This window comes from Neobacillus jeddahensis (assembly GCF_000612625.1).
GTDB lineage: Bacteria > Bacillota > Bacilli > Bacillales > Cytobacillaceae > Neobacillus > Neobacillus jeddahensis.
On the sequence record NZ_CCAS010000074.1, the window covers coordinates 1 to 18,479 of the forward strand.

The following is an 18,479-nucleotide window of genomic DNA, read 5'->3' on the forward strand; positions in this document are numbered from 1 at the left end:
GGATGGCAAAGTAGTCGTTGATATTTTCAATGGTAAGGTTGAAATCGCAGACCAGTTGAAAGCGCTCACAGACAAATATACAAAAGAACATCCTGATGTTACCTTTAACATCGAATCAGTCGGCGGTGGTGCAGATGGTTCCGCAGCACTTAAAGCCAAATTTGCATCCAACAAAGCACCTGATATTTTTGGAAATGGCGGCTATCAAGAAGCACAAACCTGGAAAGATAAATTTGAAGACCTTTCAGATCAACCGTGGGTAAAGGATGCCTATGAAAATGCCTTAAAACCGATGACAATTGACGGTAAAATTTATGGTCAACCCGTTAACATGGAAGGTTACGGCTTCGCTTACAATAAAACATTATTTGAAAAAGCCGGCATCAAAGAATTACCTAAAACCTATTCAGAATTAGAAGCAGCTGCTAAAAAGCTAAAAGATGCGGGCATTACTCCTTTCTCTGTCGGCTATGCTGAATGGTGGATCTTAGCAAACCATGGACTAAATGTTCCATTCGCTTATCAACAAGCTGATGACGAGAACTTTATCCCTGGCTTAAACGAAGGTAAATCGAAAATCGCTGGCAACCAATACTTTGAAGATTACTTTAAGCTTGTTGATTTAACTGTTAAATACGGTAACAAAAATCCATTAACGACAGACTACAACACAGAAGTGACGCAATTTGCTAATGGCGAAACAGCTATGATTCAACAAGGTAACTGGATTCAACCAATGCTTGATAAATTAAATCCTGGTATGGAAGTTGGCTTTATTCCATTAGCCCTTACAGATGATGCCGCCCAATCAGATAAATTAATGGTTGACGTGCCAACGAACTGGGTTGTTTATAACAAAGCACCAGATGCAGACAAAAAAGCGGCGAAGGATTTCTTAAATTGGATGGTTTCTTCTGAAGAAGGTAAAGAAGCGCTAGTAAAAGAATTCAAATACCTACCAGCCTTCAAGACGATCGAAGCAAAAGCTGAAGATATTGGACCACTAGGAGCAGATCTTCAAAAATATTCTCAAGAAGACAAAACTTATTCTTGGCAGTTCATGAAATATCCTGATGGCGCAGGTCAAGAATTTGGCGCAACCCTTCAAGCATATGTTGGCGGCCAAAAATCCAAAGCTGAAGCAATGAAAGCACTTGATGAATCTTGGGCTAAATTGAAAAAATAAGATAGAATCAGAAAAAGCACTTCTTCATTGAAGTGCTTTTGACTGTTTATATGGGAGAGATGCTGGTCCCTTTATTACTCATGGTCCGGACTATTGACCATTATCCCAGCTACCTGTTTTAGACGGTCATAAAAGGCCAATCCCGCCGGGTTTTGGTCAAGACCAATTTCCTGAAATGCTTCTTTCATACAACGAAGCCAGCACTGTGCTCTTCTTGGTGTCACCTCAAAAGGAAGATGTCGCTCTCTCATCGCTGGCGGTCCAAATTCCTGACTGTAAAGGGCTGGGCCCCCTAAAAATTGCGGCAGAAACATCCGCTGCTTCCGCTTAATTTCTTCCATATCCCCTTCAAACAATGGCATTAACTCAGGATCAGCATAGACACGCGGATAAAAAGCCTCTACTAGCTTATCGATTGTTGCTTGCCCACCGATTTCACTATAAAGTGATTTGAAATTGTATTCCATGTTTCTTCACCATCCACTTTTCATTTTTCCCCTAATATAGGTAATTATAAAGAGAAAGCAGATGTTAATTCGTGATTCACATCACACTAACCATCCCATGGTTCTCAAATTAATTACAACGACAATTCCCATACATGTGATATTCTAAAATAATAATAAAGCAATCTTATTAGGTAAACCTAGATCTAATAGTAGCTGGTCTCTTAAGAGGTGTCATAAATGAAGAAAGCCTGGATTTACGTAGCTTTAACTTGTTTATTTGAATGGATTTGGGTATATGGATTTAATACAGCACATTCTTGGTGGGAATGGGCAATTGTCGTCGGCGTCATTTTATTAGACTACCATATTCTCCCCAAAGCCTGTGAGTTCCTTCCGACCGGCACGGTATATGCCATTTTTCTGGTATTGGAACCATTGGGACCGTCTTCATGGATGTTTATTTCTTTGGAGAGAGTTTCAGCCCAGGGAAGGTCTTCTTTATCGTCATGATCGTGGTTGGTGTCATAGGCTTAAATCTGGCTGACAATAAGGAAGATAACGAAGTTATGAAAGGAGTTGCGTAGGATGGGCTGGTTGTTTGTTTTATTAGCAGCTGTAAGTGAAGTTGTTGGTGCCGTTGGATTGAAATTATACAGTCAGCAAAAAAATCTTCGCAACGGAATTTTTTATATTGGCGGATTTGGTGCATCACTTGCCTTTTTATATGAATCGTTTCAATTTCTCCAACTCAGCATTGCCTATGCTGTCTGGGTGGGGATTGGGACTGCAGGTGCTGTTTTCATTAACATGTACCTTTTCGGAGAATCGAAGAACATCGGGCGTATTATCAGTGTGATCGTGATAATCATTGGAGTAACCGGGTTAAAGATATTATCATAATTGAAAGGGTGCGCCTCGGAGGGCTTGATCCTAGGTCGCACCCGCCGCTTTACTTTTCAGGTGCTACTAATTCCACTTTGATTCTATCAGGATCCTCAAAATAAACGGCATAATGACGATCCCCTCCAGCAAATGGATGCTTGTCCTCATAAAGAATCGTCACTCCTCTTTCCTTCAAGACTGCTGTAATTTGGTCAACCTGTTCCCTTGACTGAGCATGAAAGGCAAGATGATTCAGACCCACTCTCGAGCGGTGGTAAGGGATTTCCATAAACCTCTCTTCAGCCTGAACAAAGACCAGATAGGTCTGTTGATATTTCCAACTAATTCCTTGATCCCATTTTTGGTAGGTCTCATACCCTAATTGTTCTAAAAACCAACTCCAGAATTCCCTGGTTTTGTTTAAGTTCGAAACGTATATTTCTAGGTGGTGCAGCATGTTGAATCCCTCCTCCATTGGAACAATTCTTATTACGAATTATATCGTAATGACACTTTTTAGCCATTGTAAGGGCTCTTTTATCCAAAAAGAATTCATTGACTAGGCTTTTATTCTATATTATTGTATTAGATTGGGTGTAATGAAAATAAACGTGGTTCGAGAACCTCCCACGAAAAAAAACTAAGGAGAAATGAATATGGAGAAATCAACCAATACTTTAGAGCAGCCCATTGGTGCTAGTTCCCGAGGGACAGCTGTCGTCAACAAATCACAGAACAAAGTTCAGGGCATTGTCGTTAACGGTCTGATTGCAGCTTTATATATTGCAGTCTCTGCCATCATCCAGCCGTTTGGATTTACCCAAGTCCAGTTCCGTGTTTCAGAAATGTTTAATCATCTGATTGTGTTTAACAAAAAATATATGTTTGGAATCATTCTAGGGGTATTTTTAACGAACTTATTCTTTTCACCAATGAAAGCCTATGACCTTATTTTTGGTGTTGGACAGTCCGTGATTGCCTTACTGATCACGATTGCTTGCGCGCGATTTATCAAAGGTATATGGGCAAGAATGATCATTAATACACTCGTTTTCACGTTTACGATGTTCTTCATTGCACTTGAATTGCATTTAGCATTTGATTTACCATTCATGTTCACCTGGCTGACAACAGCAGTTGGTGAGTTCGTGGTCATGGCCATCGGTATGCCAATCATGTATGTAATTAATAAACGGGTTCGGTTTGATCGAATTTAATATATTTCTAAAAGAGTTGCCGCTTCTATTTGATGCGGCAACTCTTTTTTATGGTGAAAAAAAGGGAGTGTTTTAAGTCACGATTCTTTTAATCTTTTGTATTTCCTCTCCATTGATAGGATTATGAAAATCCCCATCCATTCTAACGGCTGATCCAAAATGATACTCTGATGCCTCGAGCTGATCATGGATAGATTCAATATTAGTTGCACTAAGTCCAGAGCCAGGCATGATGATAGGATGAATCGCTGATTTTCTTGATTCTCTCATCATTTTCTTCAATGGTTCCATTCCTTCTGAAACCGTGGACTGTCCACCAGATGTCAGGATCCTGTCCAGCTTAAGCGGCGATTGACAAAGAGTCCTATACACCTCGACGGAATCGGCTTGATCAATTGCACGATGGAAGGTAATCGAGAGACCTTTTGCTCTCTCTGCCACCATTGTAAGAATTTCCATATCAACAGTTTGTTTTTCTGTTAGTGCCCCAAACACGATACCAGCTGCACCTAATTCCTGGATCATTTTTATATCCTCTTGAATAGCAGCCCACTCCTCCTTTCGATAAGCAAAGGAATAGCTGTGCGGCCGAATCATGACCATAACAGGAATATTCACACTCTCGACAACCGTTTTTATCGTTCCATAGCTTGGAGTTAAGCCTCCTTCACTCATCGCAGATACTAACTCAAGCCGATCCGCACCATAGGCCTCTGCCGTTCTAGCCTCTTCTTGATTTAAGACTATGATTTCTATTAAACTCACTTCGGTCCCCTCACTTTCTGTCCATATTTATTTTAAGTCAAAGATGCATAAAACAAAATAATGATAATTTATTCGACTAGTGTGAATATTGTGGTAGGATTGTTCTGTGGAGCGTTCTCACATTTTCACATCCAGGCTGATCCAATTCACGATTCACAAAAAAACGAATAATGTGGCTTGATTCCACTATTATCATTCACGTAATGCGTGAATAATGGCCACGAAAATGGAAGGGAGATACGAAATGATTCAACGTCCTTTAGTAAGTGAATATCCCGATTATTATGCACCATATGTTAATCTAGTTCCGGAAGGTGACCTTCTAGCCATTCTAAATGAGGGCCTAGAGAAAACGATTGATCTTTTTGAAGGACTTTCGGAGGAACAGGAACATTTCCGTTATGCTCCTGGTAAATGGAGCGTCAAAGAGGTTCTTGGTCACATGACAGACACTGAAAGAGTGATGAGCTACCGGTTGCTAAGAATCGGCCGTGGTGACCAGACACCTTTGGCTGGTTTTAACGAAAATGATTATATTGCTGGGTCCGTGTTCGACCAACTGCCCATACAAACCATCCTTGAAGATTTTATCGCCACTCGAAAGGCATCCATTACACTGATCAAGACGATGCCAGAAGAGGCTTGGCAGAGAACAGGGATCGCAAATAATTTATCCAACAGCTCCCGTGCTCTCGCCTACATCATCGCTGGGCACGCCATCCACCATGGCAACATAATAAAAGAAAGATACCTGCCCGGATTAAGGTAATCTACGTCATCGTAGTACAAATGGTGTCAGGCACCAACTTTCTCCTTATTCAAAATTGCGAACGTACGTTCTTTGTTTTATAATGGAAATAACGGTAATAATAAGAAGTGGGCGGCCATCTAATTACACCGTTGTTTAGATGTTACCCGCTTCATTTACCACGGATGACAAGTAAAAATACTTATGACTCAAGGAGAGATGTTTATGACATTGCGGTTGATTCCCTATTTAGTGATGGATGGAAATGCAAATGAAGCTATCAAATTTTACGAAAAGGCATTAGATGCCCAAGTTCTCTTTAATCAATCTTTTGGAGAAATGCCGGAAAATCCAGAATTTCCTCTTCCTGCGGAGGCCAAGGATCTGGTAAGCCATGCCACCCTACAGATTGGTGAAACTGCTTTGATGTTATCAGATACATTTCCAGGCCAGCCACATCAGAGTGGAAACCAAGTGACAATCTGCATTTCCACTAACGATCCTGACCAAGCTCGTAAATTTTATGATGCCTTACAACAAGATGGGCAAGTGCAAATGCCATTACAAGAAACCTTTTTTAGCCCTGCCTATGGATCTGTTACAGATAAATTCGGAGTAACCTTTCAAATTTTCACAGAAGGCAGACAGTAAATAGTATATACAGCATTTCATCCACCCGTCGTCCTATTGATTTTACATATGAGGAATTATTCTTCAATAATCGCATGACTAATGTGGTGAAATTCTACCTTTAGAAAAAACAGCTCTGTCTGCATCCCATGATGAGTCAGAGCTGTTTTCATATGAAATATTTCTTCACTAACTTACATTGTTGTAATCGTTTAACCCATTCTTGTTCGTGAAGAGGCTGGTTGATATTTTCTCATAGGTCCTTTTTCAAGTACTTCTTGTAAATAAAGATTCCCCTTCGGACTTGTTTGCTTGAGTAAATCCATCAAGTATGTAATATCATCAAGCGCTCTATGTGTTTGGTAATCTGTAATGTTATGGGCCTGTAAAAGGGTCAGCAGTTTCCCATTAGGAAAGCCATAGTTTTTCCATGGAATATTTCTCATCGTGCAATACCATTTCAACTCATTGACTTCCGGATACATGTGGTAAAGAAAGCTGCGATCAAACGAGGCATTATGAGCAAATACAGAATCAGCACGGTGGAAATAGGTTTTTATTTTCACATCATAGAAGCTCTTCCCTGCTACTAACTCATAAGGAATTCCATGTACCCGATAGGCATTGTCATAGTTGTTCCGTGCCGAACGCGATAGCGGCTCGCGTAAGAAGGAATCTTCTTCAATAATTTCGACGATTTCGCCCGTATCCGTTCGATAGGAAAATAGCTTTAAGGCAAGCTCAATTACTTCATCTGACGTTGGTCCTAAACCAGTCGTCTCCACGTCTAGTACCAAGCCAAGTTTCTCATCTGTCCGCACAGTAATCATCCTTTATTATATAAGTTTATCCTATTATATCAAAGGTTACTGCCCTAGCCTATCTCCAACATTTGACACGTTTCACGGATTATCTCCTATTCCAGTCAGAAAAGCGCGAATAACGAAAGTCAAACTTTCATCCAGATCCAATGACATCCTAAAACCGCCTTTTTGCTCTAACACAGCAAAGCCATGTAAAATACTGCGCAGCCCTCTCACCGCATGTAATGCCCGGTCTCCCTCTAAATGGAAGGCCTGCAATACACGTACCGTTAAATCGACAATCCTTGCCCCAGCCTGCTGCACATCTTCATCCTCAGGATCTGGTGCTAACAATGTTGCTTCGTAAATTCCTGGGTGCTCCCGAGCAAATGATACATAGGCATGACTCATGGCAAGAACGGCATCAGTGCCTGACACCCTTATTGTGGCTTCTGACATTCCTTTATACAAACGGTCTAGTCCATGAATAGCTAATTTCCTTCGTAGCCCGGGCAACCCATCGAAATGGTTATATAATGAGGGAGGTCGAATCCCCAATCTCTTTGCGAGCTGAGCAAGTGTGACCTCCTGTACTCCTTGTTGATCGGCTATTTCCCCTGCTGTATCAAGTATGGTGAATAAATCGAGTCCAATTTTCGGTCGTGGTGACATGATTTTTTGCTCCTTTACACTACTTTCCGTTCTAAGCTTTTAACCGCTTGTTCCATTACGGTTAAGGGGGCCTCGACCATATCTCCGTGGCCAACCGCCAGCAGCTTTGGTTGATAGCTTATTAGTTTTTTAGCACTTGCCAATGCCGTTTTTTTACTCCAGGTACCAAAGGCAGGGAAAGGAAACCATGGTTTTATATCACCGGCGACGGCGATCCCGCCTCTCGTTTGAAATGCATCACCGGCGATCAGCGCTTTTGTGCGCAAGTCTAAAAAGGCCAGCGATCCTGGCGTGTGACCTGGAGTTTCAATCACTGTTAACGAACCAACGAGATCGCCTTCCTTCAATAGAATATTAGCGCGGGTTTTACATTTTTTCGGTACTCCTCCTTTAATCGGCGTTTGCTCCTCATGGGAATCGAGTGAACGATCGTCATTCATTAACCTGTGATCGCGTGTCGATATATAAACCGGTACTTCTGGTAGAACTTCTTTCAGCGCATCGAGTGCACCGACATGATCTTCATGGGCATGTGTTAGAACTATTTTGGTAATTGGCTTACCAATTGTGTCGGCCGCTTTTAAAATCCCTTTTGCACAAAAGCCAAGTGCTGCATCAATTAAAGTCACGCCATCCTCTTCCTCCACCAAATAGCAATTAACAGGAAAAACACTGGCCATAAAGGTCAATTGATATACAAAACCATTCTTAGTTATTCTCACAAATTCACTCTCCTTTTAAAACTAATATTGTTAGTTTTATTTTAACTAATACCATTAGTTAAATCAACAAAAAATGAATAGTGTGTAATAAAATAATACGAAGGCTTACAAACTAGCTAACGATTATACACTAAATGGCGAATATTTTACGTTTAGATGAAATGAGTAATTGAATTTTCAGGCTCTTCCTGTATAATGATTCCCGAATGGAACAAACAGTGGATACTGCTAAAAGGAGGTCGATACAAAAATGAATAGTACGATCATTCAATTTACACAGGTAACAAAGCAATATGATAACGATCCACCAGTGCTTAATGATGTAAGTTTTAAGATTGAGCGAGGCAAATTTTACACTCTTCTTGGTCCTTCTGGATGTGGGAAGACAACGATTTTACGCTTAATTGCAGGATTTACGGAAGCATCTAAAGGTGAGGTTCTTTTTAACGGTAAAAAAATCAATCATGTCCCTGCGAATAAGCGGCAGGTGAATACAGTTTTTCAAGATTATGCGCTTTTTCCCCATTTAAATGTATATGAAAATGTAGCATTTGGTTTACGGATTAAAAAAATGAAGAATGCCGAGGTTGATCGAAAGGTGAAAGAAGCGCTCAGCTTCGTCAATCTAAAAGGATACGAAACGCGTGAAATCCGCGAAATGTCTGGAGGTCAACGGCAGCGCGTGGCGATTGCTCGGGCGATTGTGAATGAGCCAGAAGTTATTTTGCTGGACGAACCATTGTCAGCACTGGATCTTAAGCTTCGAACCGAGATGCAGTACGAATTGCGTGAACTTCAACGTCGTCTTGGGATTACCTTTATTTTTGTTACCCATGACCAGGAGGAAGCACTGGCCATGTCAGATGAAATTTTTGTCATCAATAAAGGGAAAATCCAGCAAAGCGGCACCCCGATTGATATTTATGATGAACCCATTAACCGCTTCGTGGCAGACTTTATTGGAGAATCCAATATTGTTACTGGCCGAATGATTGAGGATTATAAGGTAGAATTCGTCGGGAAAGAGTTCGAGTGTGTGGACCAAGGCTTGAATCCGAATGAGCCTGTTGACATTGTCATCCGCCCCGAGGATTTGGAAATCACCGCATTAGAACGTGGCAAGCTTCAGGTCCGTGTGGACTCTCAGCTATTTCGTGGTGTTCATTATGAAATCTGCGGATACGATAAAGATGGGAACGAATGGCTCGTCCATTCAACCAAAAAGGCAACCGTCGGTGATGAAATCGGCCTCTATTTTGATTCTGAAGCCATTCATGTCATGCGACATGGTGAAACAGAGGAAGAATTCGATCGCCGTTTAGAGGCCTATTCGGATGTGGATACAAATGGAAAATAAACTAACCAAAAATCTTTATTTGTTCCCCTATCTGCTTTGGATTGCTCTTTTTGTGATTGCTCCCATTCTCCTTGTTCTTTATTATTCTTTTTTTGATATTGAGGGCAATCTCTCCCTGATCAATTATCAAAAGTTTTTTACACCGGTCTATCTGAAAATGACGTTCAGTTCTTTTTGGTACGCCTTTTTAATCACGGCGATTTCCCTGTTGATTGCCTACCCAACAGCCTATTTATTAACAAAAACAAAACATAAACAGCTGTGGCTGTTATTAATTATTGTGCCATCGTGGATTAATTTATTGTTAAAGGCCTATGCTTTCATTGGTATTTTTGGTACATATGGGGCTGCAAACAGCTTTTTAAACTTAATGGGCATTGGGTCGCAGCAAATCTTATTTACGGATTTCAGCTTCATCTTTGTCTCAGTTTATATTTTCATTCCATTTATGATTTTACCGATTTTCAATTCATTAAATGAATTAAACCCGACCCTTTTAGACGCCGCCAATGACTTAGGCGCCTCCAAATGGACGACCTTCCGCCGCGTTATTTTTCCTTTAACGATCGATGGCGTAAAATCGGGCTGCCAAGTAGTCTTTATTCCGGCACTTTCCCTGTTCATGCTCACTCGCTTAATTGCTGGAAACCGGGTTATTACCCTTGGGACTTCGATTGAGCAGCATTTCCTTGTGACACAGGATTGGGGAATGGGTTCAACCATTGCCGTATTCCTCATTATTATTATGGTTGTAATTATGGTTGTGACGAATACACGAAAGCGAGGTGTGTAACTTGGATAAAAAAATGACTCCCCTTTCAAAGTTGTTTTTATTGGTGATCTTTTTTATCTTGTATGCACCGATTTTCTTTCTCGTCATCTTCTCCTTCAATAGCGGAGAAACGATGTACGACTTTAAAGGGTTCTCGCTCGAATGGTACCGCGAGCTTTTTCAAGATACAAGGCTGCTCATTATTGTTCTCAATACAGTGGTGGTTGCCTTATTATCAGCTCTAATCTCCACAATCATTGGTGTACTAGGGGCATTAGCGATTCATCAAGCGAAGAAAAGGCAAACAAAGAATACATTATTGAGCTTAAATAATATCCTTATTGTTAGTCCGGACGTCATCATTGGCGCATCCTTTCTCATTTTGTTTACAATGGCTGGCATCAAGCTCGGATTCTATTCGGTGTTGTTATCACATATCGCTTTTAGTATCCCTATTGTAGTTCTGATGGTGCTGCCGAAGTTAATGGAAATGAGTCCAACGTTAATTGATGCCGCCAGGGACCTTGGCGCAAGCCGTTGGAACGTTTTAACGAAGGTCATTATCCCATTTATTATCCCTGGTATTTTTGCAGGGTTTTTCATGGCACTCACGTATTCCTTCGATGATTTTGCCGTCACTTTTTTTGTCACCGGAAACGGTTTTTCGACGCTTTCGGTTGAAATTTATTCGTTAGCCCGGCGCGGAATATCCTTGAATATTAATGCGTTATCTGCCTTGCTGTTCCTATTTACGATGCTGCTTGTGGTGATTTATTATTTTATTACCCAACGCAACAAGGTTAACGGAATGGGGGTTCGTAAGCATTGAACAAACTCGTTCGTTTTTTCCTAATTATTGCTCTTGCCTCAGCTGTGCTGTTATTTACGATCTCTAGCTTAAACACCTCCCAGGGCTATTCTGGAGGGAACACACTAACGATCTATAACTGGGGCGATTATATTGACGAGGATCTCATCAAGCAGTTTGAAAAAGAAACAGGCATCAAGGTCATATATGAAACCTTTGATTCCAATGAAGCAATGCTAACCAAGATTCAGCAAGGCGGCACGACCTATGATATTGCAGTTCCATCAGAATATATGATTGACAAAATGCGCCATGAAAATCTATTGCTTCCATTAGATCAAACAAAATTGCCCAATTTAAAATATATTGATAAGCGGTTTATGGATCTCTCCTTTGATCCCGGTAATAAATACTCGATTCCTTACTTTTGGGGAACTGTCGGTATTGTCTACAATAAAAAAATGCTGAACGGTAAGAACCTAACGAGTTGGAATGATCTGTGGGATCCTGAATTACAAAATGAAATTTTATTACTTGATGGTGCGCGTGAAGTGATGGGGATGGGATTAAACAGCTTAGGCTACTCCCTTAATGATACGAAGCAGGCTCATTTAATCGCAGCAAAGGAAAAGCTCGATACCCTGACGCCGAATGTCAAAGCGATTGTTGGCGATGAAATCAAGATGCTTCTTGCCAATGAAGAGGCTTCGGTTGGACTAGTTTGGTCTGGGGATGCGTCAGAGATTATGTCGGAAAATGAAGATCTTGATTATGTCGTTCCGAAGGAGGGCTCTAATCTTTGGTTTGATAATATGGTGATTCCCAAAACGGCTAAGCATATCGAGGCTGCCCATAAATTCATCAACTTCATGCTGGATCCAAAGGTGGCTGCACAAAATACTGAGTATGTCGGCTATTCAACCCCTAATAAGCAAGCGCTAAAGTATATGCCAAAAGAAATCGTTAACGATGAACGGTTCTATCCGTCACCAGCGTTAACCAAAAAGCTCGAAGTCTATGATAACCTTGGTAAGAAGAACCTAGCCTATTACAACGAACTATTTCTGCAATTCAAGATGCATACGAAATAGAAAAGCTGCAGCACCTTGACTAGGGGCGCTGCAGCTAGATCATATGACCGAACTTATCTATTAATAAAGAAAACTCGCCGATTGGCGAGCTCCTAAGGGCGAAGACAGAGGCGTAGTTGCCCTTAGGCCCGATAGGAAAGTTATACTTTCCTATCGGCTTAAGAAAAGCGCAAGGCGCCCGCCTTTCGGCGACAAGCACAAGACGAGCCGGCGGGAAGGTTGTTCTTTAACCTTCTCGACGGATTGGCTTGTGACCTCGAGCCGATGGCGCCTGGAGCTGGACAGTTCTCAAAGTCAAAATTTATACTTTCTTATCTTTCAAAAAAGGCCATTACCCTATTCCGGGTAATTTGCCTTTTTGTTTAATAGCTCTTATCTTCTTTCAGTTCTTCCCTGTCCATATACCAATTCGTGATTTGGGTGAGGATAGCAAAAACAAAAAAGAAATTCATCGCCCAAACATTAATAAACGGAGCTATTCCACCAAATTCAATCGTTTCATAGCCTTTGAGTTTCATCACAATCATGGATTCTATAAATATAAGAACAAAACCAACCACTCCTGCTACTGCTGCTCTTACCATTTCCTGCTCCTCCCAATCCATCCCGCCATCGTTATTTTAATACAAACACTATCAATAAGTTAATTTCGACAATTTTGTGAACATCTTTAATACCATTATATAGTAAAAGACTCAAATACAACATAAAAAATGCCTGACCTCCACATAAAAAAATGTGGGTGTCAGGCACCAAACCTTATTTTATTTTTTTCAGAAAAACTACCTTCAAATAGTTTCCTTCTGGAAATTCCTTGATGGTCTTGAAATCGGCTGGAAGCGAAAATTCTTCGACGATCTTGTATCGCTCACCAGTTTCCTTAAAAGCGTCTGCAATAAACCCCTTGAACTTTTCCATTCCAAACGTGCTGCAATTGGTGGATGCGACAATGATTCCGTTAGCGGCAGTAATGGCAATTGCCTCTTTTAGCAGATTCTTATAGTCTTTTTCGGCACTAAAGACAAATTTCTTTGAACGCGCAAAGCTAGGGGGATCGAGAATGACCATATCAAACGTTAACTGTTTCTTGACCGCATATTTAAAGTAATGAAATACATCCTCCACAATGATTCCTTGTGTTTCGGCATCAATTTCATTGACGCGGAACTGCTCGATCGTCTTACTCCGACTTCGATTCGCTAGATCCACACTCGTTGTTTTCGTTGCCCCACCTAAGGCTGCAAAAACAGAGAAGGCCCCCGTATAGGAAAACGTATTTAAGACGGTTCGCCCGTTCGCATAGCTATCCCGGATCGTTCGCCTGACATCTCGTTGATCCAAAAATACACCAACCATGGCCGTTTCATTCAAGTAAACCGCAAAATTGACGCCATTTTCTTTGACAATAATCGGGAACTCTCCCCTCTCACCAGCGACGAAATCATCTTCCTCAATATATTGCCCTTTTTCATCAAAGCGCTTCTTCTGATAAATCGCTTTCCACTCCACTAGTCCTTGGAGGGCACGAATGATATCATCGCGAAAATGGTAAATCCCCTTACTGTACCAGGTTAGCAAATAATAACCAGCAAAATAATCGATCGTCAAGCCGCCAATGCCATCGCCTTCGCCATTAAATACCCGAAATGCAGTCGTGTCCGAACTATTAAAAAAGGATTCTCGTTCTTTGATGGCCTTTTTCAGCTTATTTTCAAAAAATGGCTGATCAATTGAGATATTTTCATTTCTACTAAGTACCCAACCAAGACCTTTATTCTGCTTCCCATAATACCCCTTGGCAATAAATACATTCCGATCGTCGACTAGCTTAACAATTGTCCCCTCATCTGTAAGGTCGGCCACATTGCTAATCGCTTCCTTAGAAATGAGTGGGTAGCCGCCTTTTAACTTATTTACAAACTTTGCTTTCACCTTTAGACTGACTTCTTTATTCATCGTGTCATCCCATCTATTTTTTAATCCTATGAAAGTATTGTAGACAAACTCTTGCCTATCCAATCACAACGGTAGGTTCTGGTTTTCAGAACAATACCGTAATCATACCACTAACGATGACAACGTGCATGAATCAAAAAAGGCAGCCCAGCATCATCTAGTCGCGGGCTGCCTCTTTGTTCCGATGGATAAATTCTTCCACGGTTAAGATAGTCTCCTGTATTCCAAGCATCTCCGCCAATTGCGTAATCCCAGGCGGTTCAACATGCGCTTTTTTCAGCATGTCCTTTTGCGAGAAGACCTGACGTGTGTCCCCATCTAACAGAACCTTCCCTTCATTAAAAACAATCGTTCGTTCGAAGTTCTCAGCCACAAAATCCATATCGTGGATAATTGTCATCACTAATTTATTTTTATCCTTTAAGGCCTTGATGATTTGCTTAATCTTTTCCTTGCCCGCATGATCCTGTGCAATGGTTGGCTCATCGAGAATAATAATATCTGGATCCATGGCCACAATCGCTGCAATACACAAAAGCTTCTTTTCTGAAAGGCTTAGATCATGTGGATTGATATCCAGCTTCCCCTGTAAATCCACCATCCTAATGGCCATCAGCGCGTTTTCCTTTGCCTGCTGCTTGTCCATTTTAATATTAAGAGGTCCAAACATCACTTCGTCTAACACCGTCCGCTTAAACATTTGGTCGTTTGGATTTTGGAAGACAAGCCCGATCGTTTTGGCAAGTTCAGCAGCCGTTGTCTCTTTGACATGATGGTTGTTAACGAAAATATCCCCTTCATCCGCTTTCAGAAGACCCTTCAATAACTTAACAAACGTGGTTTTACCCGCCCCATTTTGGCCAATAATGGCGGTTGAACGCTGATCAAGCTCCAGGTTAATCCCCGATAGAACGGGAGTACCTTTCCGATAGGAAAAAGAAAGGTCAGAAACCTTAATCATATTTTCCGCCCCCTTAATACACTTTCCGCCTCCGCTAAAGTCACCGGAAATTCAGATGTACCAGCCTTCCTCACCCCTAACTCTTTACAGACTCTTGTATAAACAGGCGCTGCTACCCCATGCTGCTCAAGATCTCCGCGTGAAAAAATTTTCCCAGGCGTATTTATATCCACCATTTTTCCATCATCCAGTAATAAAACACGATGACAATAAAGGGCAACCTTCTCCATTTTATGTTCAGCAAGAATAATCGTGATACCTTGTTTGCTCAAGCTTTGAATCGCTTGAAACACTTCCTCGGAACCTGCCGGATCAAGTTGCGAGGTTGGCTCGTCTAAAACAAGAATATCTGGTTTCATAGCAATAATGCTGGCGATCGCCATCCGCTGCATTTGCCCTCCCGATAAATCAAAGGGATTTTGATCTTTAACTTGTTCGATTTTTAATAAATCCAGCACATAATCAATCCGTGCGATCATTTCGGAACGGGGAATACCGATATTTTCAAGTCCAAACGCAATCTCCTCATAAACGGTCATTTTAGAACCTGTCACCTGAGTAAATGGATTTTGAAAGACCATACCCACTTTTAAGGAAATGTCAGCTATCGTTTGATTTTTCACTTCAAGCCCATCAATGAATACTTTCCCTCCATACGCCCCTTTATAAAAATGGGGAACAAGCCCGACGAGTGCCTGACACAGGGTTGATTTGCCAGCTGAATTTTTCCCAATGATTCCGATGAATTCGCCCTCCTTCACTTGAAAGGAAAGATCATCAAGGGCAAGTGTGTCGGATAATGGGTATTTATATTTAAGTCCTTCCACAACAATTTTGTTCATCCGAATATCCTCCATACTCCGGCACCCACTAAGAGTAACAGCAGAATAGCTTGTACCCATTTGCTTAGGGCATGTGTTTTCTCCTCATATAAATACGTTTTCGGAACGTGGGAATTAAAACCCCTTACTTCTAATGCCAGCGCCCTTTCCTTCGTATTGATCAGGGCTCCAAGGATTACCGGCCCCAATAAAGGAAGAAACGCTTTCATGCGCACCGATAATTTCCCCTCTGTTTCCATTCCACGAGCGCGCTGAGCATCAGTAATCGTGCTCATACTAGCCATCATTTCAGGAATAATTTGAAAAACGGATACAATCACATAGCCAATTCTTGGCGACATTCCTTTGCGGACTAGTGTCTCAACAAGGTCAGATGGTTTCGTTGTTAATACTAAAATCAGAAAAGCACTAACAATGTTCATCACCCGGAGTGTAATCGTCAGGGCATAGAGCAGCCCCTCTTTATACATTGCAAGGGGGCCAATCTGAAACAGAATGGTCTCATTTTCCGGTCTAAACAACCCTTGAATGATCACAACTGTAATCAGGACAAGAAAAACAAAGCTAAATACAGGAATCGTTTTACGAATAACCCCCGCTGCCATCAATAGCACAATACTCACCCCGACACTGATAAACGATACCGTGAAGGAGAGAAGGATCAGCGGCAAGAAGAGCGCAAACAGAATGTATAGCAGTTTTGTAATAGGATCAAAATCATGTATGAAAGATTCCTTGTCCACATATAAACTAATTGATTTCAAGCATCGCCACCCACCTTCTAAAAAGCATCAAGCGCCCGGTTAGTGAAGTCCACTAATGGCAGGGCGCTCTAGCTAGTCATTTCCCTATATGACTAAATACAATGGATTAATCCAACGTCTCAATCTTTTCGTTATTTTTATATAATTGAACCACGTTTCGTGGTAATCCTTTGAATATACCAAAGCTGATTAAGACTACTAATAATTTATCCGGTACATCCACAACCAATTCATCTAGCAAGGATGCTAACCACGTAGAATCTGTGTTTGCTAGAATATAGGCAAATAAGGCATCTCCCCAAACATTTCCCGTTTGTCCACCCCAGAAACCAATATTGAGCGGCGTTGACACCACCGTTGCAACAAGTCCAATGATCAAGCCGGCCACAATGGCTTTCCCCCAACTGGATATATAGCCTTTGAAAAATAAAATACCAACGACAAGGCCAATGGCAACACTTGTAATCGCATAAACAAACGAAATCGGATCGGTAAACCCATAAATAATATTATTGATAGCCCCAGCTAAGGCACCGACAACAGGACCGCCTAACATCGCTGCTAATACCGTTCCAATTGAATCTAGCCATAGCGGCAGCTTCAACAGCTGGGCTAGTAATTTCCCAATATAGTTAACCCCTACTGCGACCGGAATCAGGACCAGTGCCGCTGTTGATAATCGCAGTGACCACATGCTTTGTTTTTTCAAGGAAAATCCCCCTTTAACTTTTCACAAAAGAATCATAAGAAATAATGGCTTCAAGGGCAGTAAGAATTTCTAGCTCTTCCCCTTGTTTACTACTGTTTTTCTTATCAATATAATCATTGATTCCTCCTTCCAAATCCCCCTCTTGCTCAACCACAACATTAAGGATCGAAGCAGTTTTGATTCCACGAAGACCACCAATCACGAAAAGGGCCGCTGTTTCCATATCAGATGCGAGAATTCCTTTCTCTGACCAGTACCTGTCGATATCCTGTTCTTTATCAGTATAAAAGCTGTCATGACATCTGACAATACCTGTGTGGTGTCTTATTGCATTTATTCTTGCTGCACTGATGACATGAAAGAGTAATTCTGTGTCGGGGATGGCAGGATAGGCCTTATTGATATAGGCATAGGACGCGCCATCATTTCTGACGGCCCCGGAGGCAATTACCAAATCACCTATTCGAAGGTTAGGCTGTAACGCGCCACAGCTGCCAATCCGAATCATCACCTTTACGCCGATATTCTTTAATTCCTCCACGGCAATTCCAGCAGATACCCCGCCAATTCCTGTTGACGTGACTAAGATGGGTACCCCTTTATATAGCCCTTTGATTGTTTTATACTCACGGTTATAGGCTAGTACCTCTGGTTCTGTTAAAAACTGGGCCACAGCTGCCACACGACCAGGGTCACCTGGCAGTAATGCATAAGGGATGTCCTCGTTTCCAACTCTAATATGCGGTTGTAGGTTTTTTTCCATGTCTGATACTCCTTCGCTATTTTTTCTACTAGTAGCTTGAAAATGACTAAATAATGTAGCTATGGACTTCGCTAGCTGGTTTTAGGAAATGATCTGGATGAGGGAATAGGTAATGTTGGAAGAGTGGCATTATTTGCTTGTTCTATGTTAATTTTACCAAAATGAAAGCGGTTTTGTCGTTTAATTATTTTTCTAAGGAATTCGACCATATAATGGCAAAAAAGTTATTAAAAAAACTGTCGACGACAAATCGACAGTTCTCCAATCTCCGAATCTCAGAACATTGGTTTTATATGGTGCGAGATTAAATGTCCAGTAAGTCTATCGTTGACCAGGGTTGTAAGTACCATGCCCATGATGATAGCCTTGACCTGGATTATAG

22 protein-coding genes, 1 pseudogene and 1 riboswitch are annotated in these 18,479 nt (G+C 41.4%); of the genes and pseudogenes, 10 read left to right on the plus strand and 13 right to left on the minus strand.

Annotation, left to right across the window (positions count from 1 at the left end; all coding sequences use genetic code 11):
• Positions 1 to 1,186: ABC transporter substrate-binding protein (locus TY15_RS20525; protein ID WP_042375416.1), on the plus strand; the 1,186-nt coding region annotated here is incomplete at its 5' end.
• A gap of 74 nt (positions 1,187 to 1,260) precedes the next feature.
• Here TY15_RS20525 and TY15_RS20530 read toward each other — a convergent pair.
• Entirely contained in the window at positions 1,261 to 1,653 is a 393-nt protein-coding gene (locus TY15_RS20530; protein WP_040206050.1) for a globin domain-containing protein, read from the minus strand.
• 219 nt (positions 1,654 to 1,872) lie between these two features.
• On the opposite strand from TY15_RS20530, the pseudogene TY15_RS20535 reads away from it, so the two are divergent.
• Both TY15_RS20535 and TY15_RS20540 read left to right on the plus strand, forming a co-directional pair.
• Positions 1,873 to 2,219: pseudogene (locus tag TY15_RS20535) on the plus strand (DMT family transporter).
• Between the two features lies 1 nt (position 2,220).
• A complete protein-coding gene (locus tag TY15_RS20540) occupies positions 2,221 to 2,535 on the plus strand; it encodes a DMT family transporter (RefSeq protein ID WP_040206049.1) in 315 nt (104 codons plus the stop codon).
• A 49-nt stretch (positions 2,536 to 2,584) separates the two neighbouring features.
• Here TY15_RS20540 and TY15_RS20545 read toward each other — a convergent pair whose 3' ends face one another.
• Positions 2,585 to 2,974, minus strand: coding sequence for a VOC family protein (locus TY15_RS20545; protein WP_392391449.1), 390 nt, complete (start codon positions 2,972 to 2,974; stop codon positions 2,585 to 2,587).
• 148 nt (positions 2,975 to 3,122) lie between these two features.
• A riboswitch (PreQ1 riboswitch) is annotated at positions 3,123 to 3,167 on the plus strand.
• Between the two features lie 6 nt (positions 3,168 to 3,173).
• Between TY15_RS20545 and TY15_RS20550 the strand changes: the two genes are divergently transcribed.
• Entirely contained in the window at positions 3,174 to 3,734 is a 561-nt protein-coding gene (locus TY15_RS20550) for a QueT transporter family protein (protein WP_081799477.1), read from the plus strand.
• A gap of 72 nt (positions 3,735 to 3,806) precedes the next feature.
• On the opposite strand, the gene TY15_RS20555 is transcribed toward TY15_RS20550, so the two are convergent.
• Positions 3,807 to 4,499: a copper homeostasis protein CutC gene (locus tag TY15_RS20555; protein ID WP_040206047.1), complete on the minus strand. Its 693-nt coding sequence runs from the start codon at positions 4,497 to 4,499 to the stop codon at positions 3,807 to 3,809.
• Positions 4,500 to 4,743: 244 nt separating this feature from the next.
• Here TY15_RS20555 and TY15_RS20560 point away from each other — a divergent pair, with 244 nt between their 5' ends.
• Positions 4,744 to 5,268, plus strand: coding sequence for a DinB family protein (locus tag TY15_RS20560; RefSeq protein WP_040206045.1), 525 nt, complete (start codon positions 4,744 to 4,746; stop codon positions 5,266 to 5,268).
• A 204-nt stretch (positions 5,269 to 5,472) separates the two neighbouring features.
• Entirely contained in the window at positions 5,473 to 5,898 is a 426-nt protein-coding gene (locus TY15_RS20565) for a VOC family protein (protein WP_040206043.1), read from the plus strand.
• A 191-nt stretch (positions 5,899 to 6,089) separates the two neighbouring features.
• On the opposite strand, the gene TY15_RS20570 is transcribed toward TY15_RS20565, so the two are convergent.
• The 3 genes from TY15_RS20570 to TY15_RS20580 form a co-directional block, all read right to left on the minus strand.
• On the minus strand, positions 6,090 to 6,698 hold the full coding sequence (locus tag TY15_RS20570) for an exonuclease domain-containing protein (protein ID WP_040206042.1): 609 nt from the start codon (positions 6,696 to 6,698) through the stop codon (positions 6,090 to 6,092).
• A gap of 81 nt (positions 6,699 to 6,779) precedes the next feature.
• Positions 6,780 to 7,352, minus strand: coding sequence for a TetR/AcrR family transcriptional regulator (locus TY15_RS20575; RefSeq protein WP_040206041.1), 573 nt, complete (start codon positions 7,350 to 7,352; stop codon positions 6,780 to 6,782).
• Between the two features lie 14 nt (positions 7,353 to 7,366).
• Positions 7,367 to 8,074, minus strand: a complete 708-nt coding sequence (locus TY15_RS20580; protein ID WP_040206040.1) for an MBL fold metallo-hydrolase — start codon at positions 8,072 to 8,074, stop codon at positions 7,367 to 7,369.
• Positions 8,075 to 8,324: 250 nt separating this feature from the next.
• Here TY15_RS20580 and TY15_RS20585 point away from each other — a divergent pair, with 250 nt between their 5' ends.
• The 4 genes from TY15_RS20585 to TY15_RS20600 are packed head-to-tail and all read left to right on the plus strand — an operon-like array spanning position 8,325 to position 12,102.
• Positions 8,325 to 9,431 (plus strand): ABC transporter ATP-binding protein, encoded by a 1,107-nt coding sequence (locus TY15_RS20585; RefSeq protein ID WP_040206039.1) that lies wholly within the window; start codon positions 8,325 to 8,327, stop codon positions 9,429 to 9,431.
• Complete coding sequence (locus TY15_RS20590; RefSeq protein ID WP_040206288.1) at positions 9,421 to 10,224, plus strand: ABC transporter permease; 804 nt, start codon at positions 9,421 to 9,423, stop codon at positions 10,222 to 10,224. The genes TY15_RS20585 and TY15_RS20590 overlap by 11 nt, the downstream gene beginning before the upstream one ends.
• Position 10,225: 1 nt before the next feature.
• Positions 10,226 to 11,032 (plus strand): ABC transporter permease, encoded by an 807-nt coding sequence (locus TY15_RS20595; RefSeq protein ID WP_040206037.1) that lies wholly within the window; start codon positions 10,226 to 10,228, stop codon positions 11,030 to 11,032.
• Entirely contained in the window at positions 11,029 to 12,102 is a 1,074-nt protein-coding gene (locus TY15_RS20600; RefSeq protein ID WP_040206035.1) for an ABC transporter substrate-binding protein, read from the plus strand. The genes TY15_RS20595 and TY15_RS20600 overlap by 4 nt, the downstream gene beginning before the upstream one ends.
• Before the next feature lie 362 nt (positions 12,103 to 12,464).
• On the opposite strand, the gene TY15_RS20605 is transcribed toward TY15_RS20600, so the two are convergent.
• From TY15_RS20605 to TY15_RS20635, 7 genes are all read right to left on the minus strand, one after another.
• Complete coding sequence (locus TY15_RS20605; RefSeq protein WP_040206033.1) at positions 12,465 to 12,686, minus strand: hypothetical protein; 222 nt, start codon at positions 12,684 to 12,686, stop codon at positions 12,465 to 12,467.
• Between the two features lie 175 nt (positions 12,687 to 12,861).
• On the minus strand, positions 12,862 to 14,058 hold the full coding sequence (locus TY15_RS20610) for a class I SAM-dependent rRNA methyltransferase (protein ID WP_040206032.1): 1,197 nt from the start codon (positions 14,056 to 14,058) through the stop codon (positions 12,862 to 12,864).
• A 157-nt stretch (positions 14,059 to 14,215) separates the two neighbouring features.
• The gene (locus TY15_RS20615; RefSeq protein WP_040206031.1) at positions 14,216 to 15,019 is read right to left on the minus strand and encodes an energy-coupling factor ABC transporter ATP-binding protein; all 804 of its coding nucleotides are present in this window, start codon (positions 15,017 to 15,019) and stop codon (positions 14,216 to 14,218) included.
• A complete protein-coding gene (locus TY15_RS20620; protein ID WP_040206030.1) occupies positions 15,016 to 15,861 on the minus strand; it encodes an energy-coupling factor ABC transporter ATP-binding protein in 846 nt (281 codons plus the stop codon). Before TY15_RS20620 ends, TY15_RS20615 begins: the two co-directional genes overlap by 4 nt.
• Positions 15,858 to 16,625, minus strand: a complete 768-nt coding sequence (locus TY15_RS20625; protein ID WP_040206029.1) for an energy-coupling factor transporter transmembrane component T family protein — start codon at positions 16,623 to 16,625, stop codon at positions 15,858 to 15,860. The genes TY15_RS20620 and TY15_RS20625 overlap by 4 nt, the downstream gene beginning before the upstream one ends.
• A 106-nt stretch (positions 16,626 to 16,731) precedes the next feature.
• Positions 16,732 to 17,334, minus strand: coding sequence for an ECF transporter S component (locus tag TY15_RS20630; protein ID WP_179301766.1), 603 nt, complete (start codon positions 17,332 to 17,334; stop codon positions 16,732 to 16,734).
• A 13-nt stretch (positions 17,335 to 17,347) separates the two neighbouring features.
• Positions 17,348 to 18,097: a nucleoside phosphorylase gene (locus TY15_RS20635; protein WP_040206028.1), complete on the minus strand. Its 750-nt coding sequence runs from the start codon at positions 18,095 to 18,097 to the stop codon at positions 17,348 to 17,350.
• Between the last annotated feature and the right edge of the window lie 382 nt (positions 18,098 to 18,479).

Coding starts and splice junctions, on each gene's coding strand:
- TY15_RS20530 (WP_040206050.1), bottom strand. CDS start 1,653: ATGGAATACAATTTCAAATCACTTTATAGTGAAATCGGTGGGCAAGCA.
- TY15_RS20540 (WP_040206049.1), top strand. CDS start 2,221: ATGGGCTGGTTGTTTGTTTTATTAGCAGCTGTAAGTGAAGTTGTTGGT.
- TY15_RS20545 (WP_392391449.1), bottom strand. CDS start 2,974: ATGCTGCACCACCTAGAAATATACGTTTCGAACTTAAACAAAACCAGG.
- TY15_RS20550 (WP_081799477.1), top strand. CDS start 3,174: ATGGAGAAATCAACCAATACTTTAGAGCAGCCCATTGGTGCTAGTTCC.
- TY15_RS20560 (WP_040206045.1), top strand. CDS start 4,744: ATGATTCAACGTCCTTTAGTAAGTGAATATCCCGATTATTATGCACCA.
- TY15_RS20565 (WP_040206043.1), top strand. CDS start 5,473: ATGACATTGCGGTTGATTCCCTATTTAGTGATGGATGGAAATGCAAAT.
- TY15_RS20575 (WP_040206041.1), bottom strand. CDS start 7,352: ATGTCACCACGACCGAAAATTGGACTCGATTTATTCACCATACTTGAT.
- TY15_RS20585 (WP_040206039.1), top strand. CDS start 8,325: ATGAATAGTACGATCATTCAATTTACACAGGTAACAAAGCAATATGAT.
- TY15_RS20590 (WP_040206288.1), top strand. CDS start 9,421: ATGGAAAATAAACTAACCAAAAATCTTTATTTGTTCCCCTATCTGCTT.
- TY15_RS20605 (WP_040206033.1), bottom strand. CDS start 12,686: ATGGTAAGAGCAGCAGTAGCAGGAGTGGTTGGTTTTGTTCTTATATTT.
- TY15_RS20610 (WP_040206032.1), bottom strand. CDS start 14,058: ATGAATAAAGAAGTCAGTCTAAAGGTGAAAGCAAAGTTTGTAAATAAG.
- TY15_RS20615 (WP_040206031.1), bottom strand. CDS start 15,019: ATGATTAAGGTTTCTGACCTTTCTTTTTCCTATCGGAAAGGTACTCCC.
- TY15_RS20620 (WP_040206030.1), bottom strand. CDS start 15,861: ATGAACAAAATTGTTGTGGAAGGACTTAAATATAAATACCCATTATCC.
- TY15_RS20635 (WP_040206028.1), bottom strand. CDS start 18,097: ATGGAAAAAAACCTACAACCGCATATTAGAGTTGGAAACGAGGACATC.